Genomic DNA, 3,016 nt, shown 5'->3' with positions numbered 1-3,016 from the left:
AGACCACCGCGGCTTGATAGAGCCGGATATCGCTTCGCAAAGGCGCCCGTTCGGTGATGCCGCCTACGTCAATGTGCGTGGAAAATCGCGCTTACAGTACACCGTTAGCTTTGGTAAAGAGCTCACCAAAGAATTGACTAGGCATTACAGATCGGCATGGTTCAGCGCATCGATATCGACAATAGCTGGTTGCGAGATTTGGTATTGATGGGGTCAAGTGTCAATACAGAACCGCACCTCAAGCAGATCGTGCCATGATTTGCGCATAACCAGAGGGAAACAATGGCCGTGCACAAAGCAGCGACGCTGATTATATCTGCCACTTTAAGATCACCGGAACGCCATCCTATTGTAAGGGCATTGTAATATTGGTCGAGCAACGTCACCTCGCATCCACCAAGTGAGGACGAGATGATAGGAACGTCTATATTGACGCGCGCAGATGTCAGAAGGCCCAGTGCCGAGGCGCTGATAGTCGACATTTTCGAGAGGTGCTATGGTGCTCATGTTTCCGCTTTTCCCGAGGCGCTCATTGCCAAATTCGACATCGACGAGCAGCAACCGGTTTGCGCCGCAGGCTTGCGTTTTGCCCGCGACGGGTTTTTCTCCGAGCAGTATCTCGACCAGCCAATCGAACAGATCCTGTCCGCGACCTGTGAATTTCCCGTCAAGCGTGCCGAGTTGATAGAGGTCACCTCCCTCGCAAGCTGCAGTGCTCGCCATACGTTCGGTTTCATTCGCGCCATTATCCTCTATGGCCAGCTACTCGGTTGCAGCTGGGCATTCTTTACGCTGACCAATCGCTTGTCGCGATTGCTTTCCCATCTGGGCGTGGATTTGATTCATGTGGCGAATGCCGAATCCCAAAGGGTATCCCGTGGCGCCGACTGGGGCAGCTACTACAGCCACGGGCCGAGGGTCTTTGCGTTGCGAAACCCTGCATATTCGATGGCCACCCATTCCATAAAGGAACGCCGACATGCACTTTCTCTTTGAGAGTATCGAGCGACACGCCAACGAGAACCCCTCGCAGACGGCAGTGGCCGACGCCCGTACAAGTCTTTCCTGGGCCTCGCTCCGGAATGCCGTCGGCAACTGTCGAGCAATGCTTCCCGCAAAAGAAAGGAGTTTGGGGCTGCTCGCGCCGAATGGGTGCGAATATGTCGTCGCTCTGCTGGCCGCCGCCGCCGAAGGTAAGACATTGGTTCCGCTGCCACCCTTTTTCAGTGACACGCAACTCGCCAAAATTATGGCCGATGCGCGGATCGGTCAAGTTCTCGTGACCGACGAGACCGCGGAGCGAGCGGCCCGATTGAACCTTCAGTACAGGTCCGTGAAGGCGGACATCGGAGATTGCCTCTGGCGCGCGCCCGCGCCGGGTTTTCAAACGATTATCTACACCTCCGGCAGCACCGGCTCCCCCAAGGGGGTAAGACATACGTTCCTCCAGATCGAGGCCGTAGTCCGCGGGCTTGCCAGCGCAAGCCAAGCGACCGCCGAAGATCGCTATCTTTCGCTTTTGCCTCTATCCATGTTGCTCGAGACCATATGCGCGGTCTTCCTGCCCCTGTTCTGTGGCGCGCAGGTCTATCTCGACGCCAGGATTGCCGAGCAAGTGGCTGCTGGCAAGGTCAACGGACTGGCGCGGGCCATTGCCGAGCAAGAACCCACTGCAACGGTGCTCGTTCCACAACTCCTGAAAGCGTGGCTCTTCGAAATGAAGGCGATGCGGATGGCTCCCTCGCCAGGCCTGAGATTTGTGGCAGTCGGAGGCGCAAGGGTTACACCGGCGTTGCTGGATCTCGCCGCACAGATGGGCGTCCCGGTCTTCGAAGGCTACGGATTATCCGAATGCTGCTCGGTCGTAACGCTGAATGGGGTGAGCGAATGCAAACGGGGCACCTCGGGCAAGCCCCTGCCCGGCATCAGGATCGCAATTGAGGACGGCGAGATCGTCGTCGACGGCCCTACCCTCATGGACGGCTACGTCGGCAACACATCGCTTCATCGCCCCTGGCACACGGGAGACCTTGGATCGATCGATCAGGATGGTTTTCTGACCGTACGAGGAAGAAAAGACAATCTCATTGTCACGGGATTTGGAAGAAACGTCAGCCCTGAATGGATTGAAACTGCGCTTCTAGCCGATCCCCGGATCGCGCTCGCGGTGGTTACTGGATCGGCGCAATCCGCCTTGCACGTGGTTTTGGTTCCAACGGCATTCGGGGAAGGCTGGTTTGGGGCCTCAGCCGCCAAGGATGTCCATTGCCTTCTAGCAGCCTTGTGCATCGATCTTCCCGACTACGCCGTACCGCAGACGTATCAGACCATTTCCATGGCCGATGCCATCAAGGCGATGCTGGTAACAACCAACGGACGACCGATCCGTTGCCGCGTCAACGACTTCGTCGCCACGTCATTTCATCAACCCGCAGCTCAGTAAACCGGAAGAAAGGACATCACATGTCATTTTATGACAGGCTCATAACGGAAACCGCCACTCAAAGAGACGCGTTTCTGCAGATTCCGATTGTTGCGAACAGCGTTCGGCACGGCGCTGCAAAAGAGACTTATCTCGCATTTCTTGCTCAAGCCTACCACCACGTGAAACATACATTCCCGCTACTTGCTCTGGCGGCTTCCAGAACCGAGGACGAGCGCTACCAGGACGCTCTCGTCGAATACATGGAGGAGGAGCGTGGTCACGAGAAGTGGATTCTCGATGACATTCGCGCACTCGGCGGCGATGCCTCAGCCGTTGCAGCCAGCGAAGCCGGTCCTGCATGCAAGGTGATGGTCGGGTACACCTACTACGCAATCGAACACATCAGCCCTTATGCAATGCTTGGCAGCGTCCATGTGCTTGAGGGCATGTCAGTTCTGCTGGCGGATCAGCTCGCCGATAGTTTAAAGGCCAAGTTCTGCGTAGCGGCAAATTAGGTGAGATTCAGCGTCAATCAGGATGAGACTCGCGCCGGGGTGTGACGGAGTGAGGGCGTAGCCCGATCGTAGTCAT

At 56.7% G+C, this 3,016-nt stretch carries 4 protein-coding genes; all 4 read left to right on the top strand.

Features of this window, described 5'->3' with window-relative positions; all coding sequences use genetic code 11:
- Positions 1 to 208: hypothetical protein (locus ACIQJ2_RS38195; protein WP_400678222.1), on the top strand; the 208-nt coding region annotated here is incomplete at its 5' end.
- Between the two features lie 221 nt (positions 209 to 429).
- Complete coding sequence (locus ACIQJ2_RS38190; protein WP_400678223.1) at positions 430 to 996, top strand: thermostable hemolysin; 567 nt, start codon at positions 430 to 432, stop codon at positions 994 to 996.
- The gene (locus tag ACIQJ2_RS38185) at positions 980 to 2,443 is read left to right on the top strand and encodes an AMP-binding protein (protein WP_400678224.1); all 1,464 of its coding nucleotides are present in this window, start codon (positions 980 to 982) and stop codon (positions 2,441 to 2,443) included. The genes ACIQJ2_RS38190 and ACIQJ2_RS38185 overlap by 17 nt, the downstream gene beginning before the upstream one ends.
- A 20-nt stretch (positions 2,444 to 2,463) precedes the next feature.
- Complete coding sequence (locus ACIQJ2_RS38180; protein ID WP_400678226.1) at positions 2,464 to 2,940, top strand: TenA family transcriptional regulator; 477 nt, start codon at positions 2,464 to 2,466, stop codon at positions 2,938 to 2,940.
- The last annotated feature ends 76 nt before the right edge of the window (positions 2,941 to 3,016 follow it).

The sequence above is a fragment of the Rhizobium sp. NPDC092011 genome, from assembly GCF_044756305.1.
In the GTDB taxonomy this organism is placed as follows: Bacteria; Pseudomonadota; Alphaproteobacteria; order Rhizobiales; family Rhizobiaceae; genus Rhizobium.
Note: the sequence above shows the minus strand (reverse complement) of the source record. Positions and strands in the feature narration are given on the sequence as shown.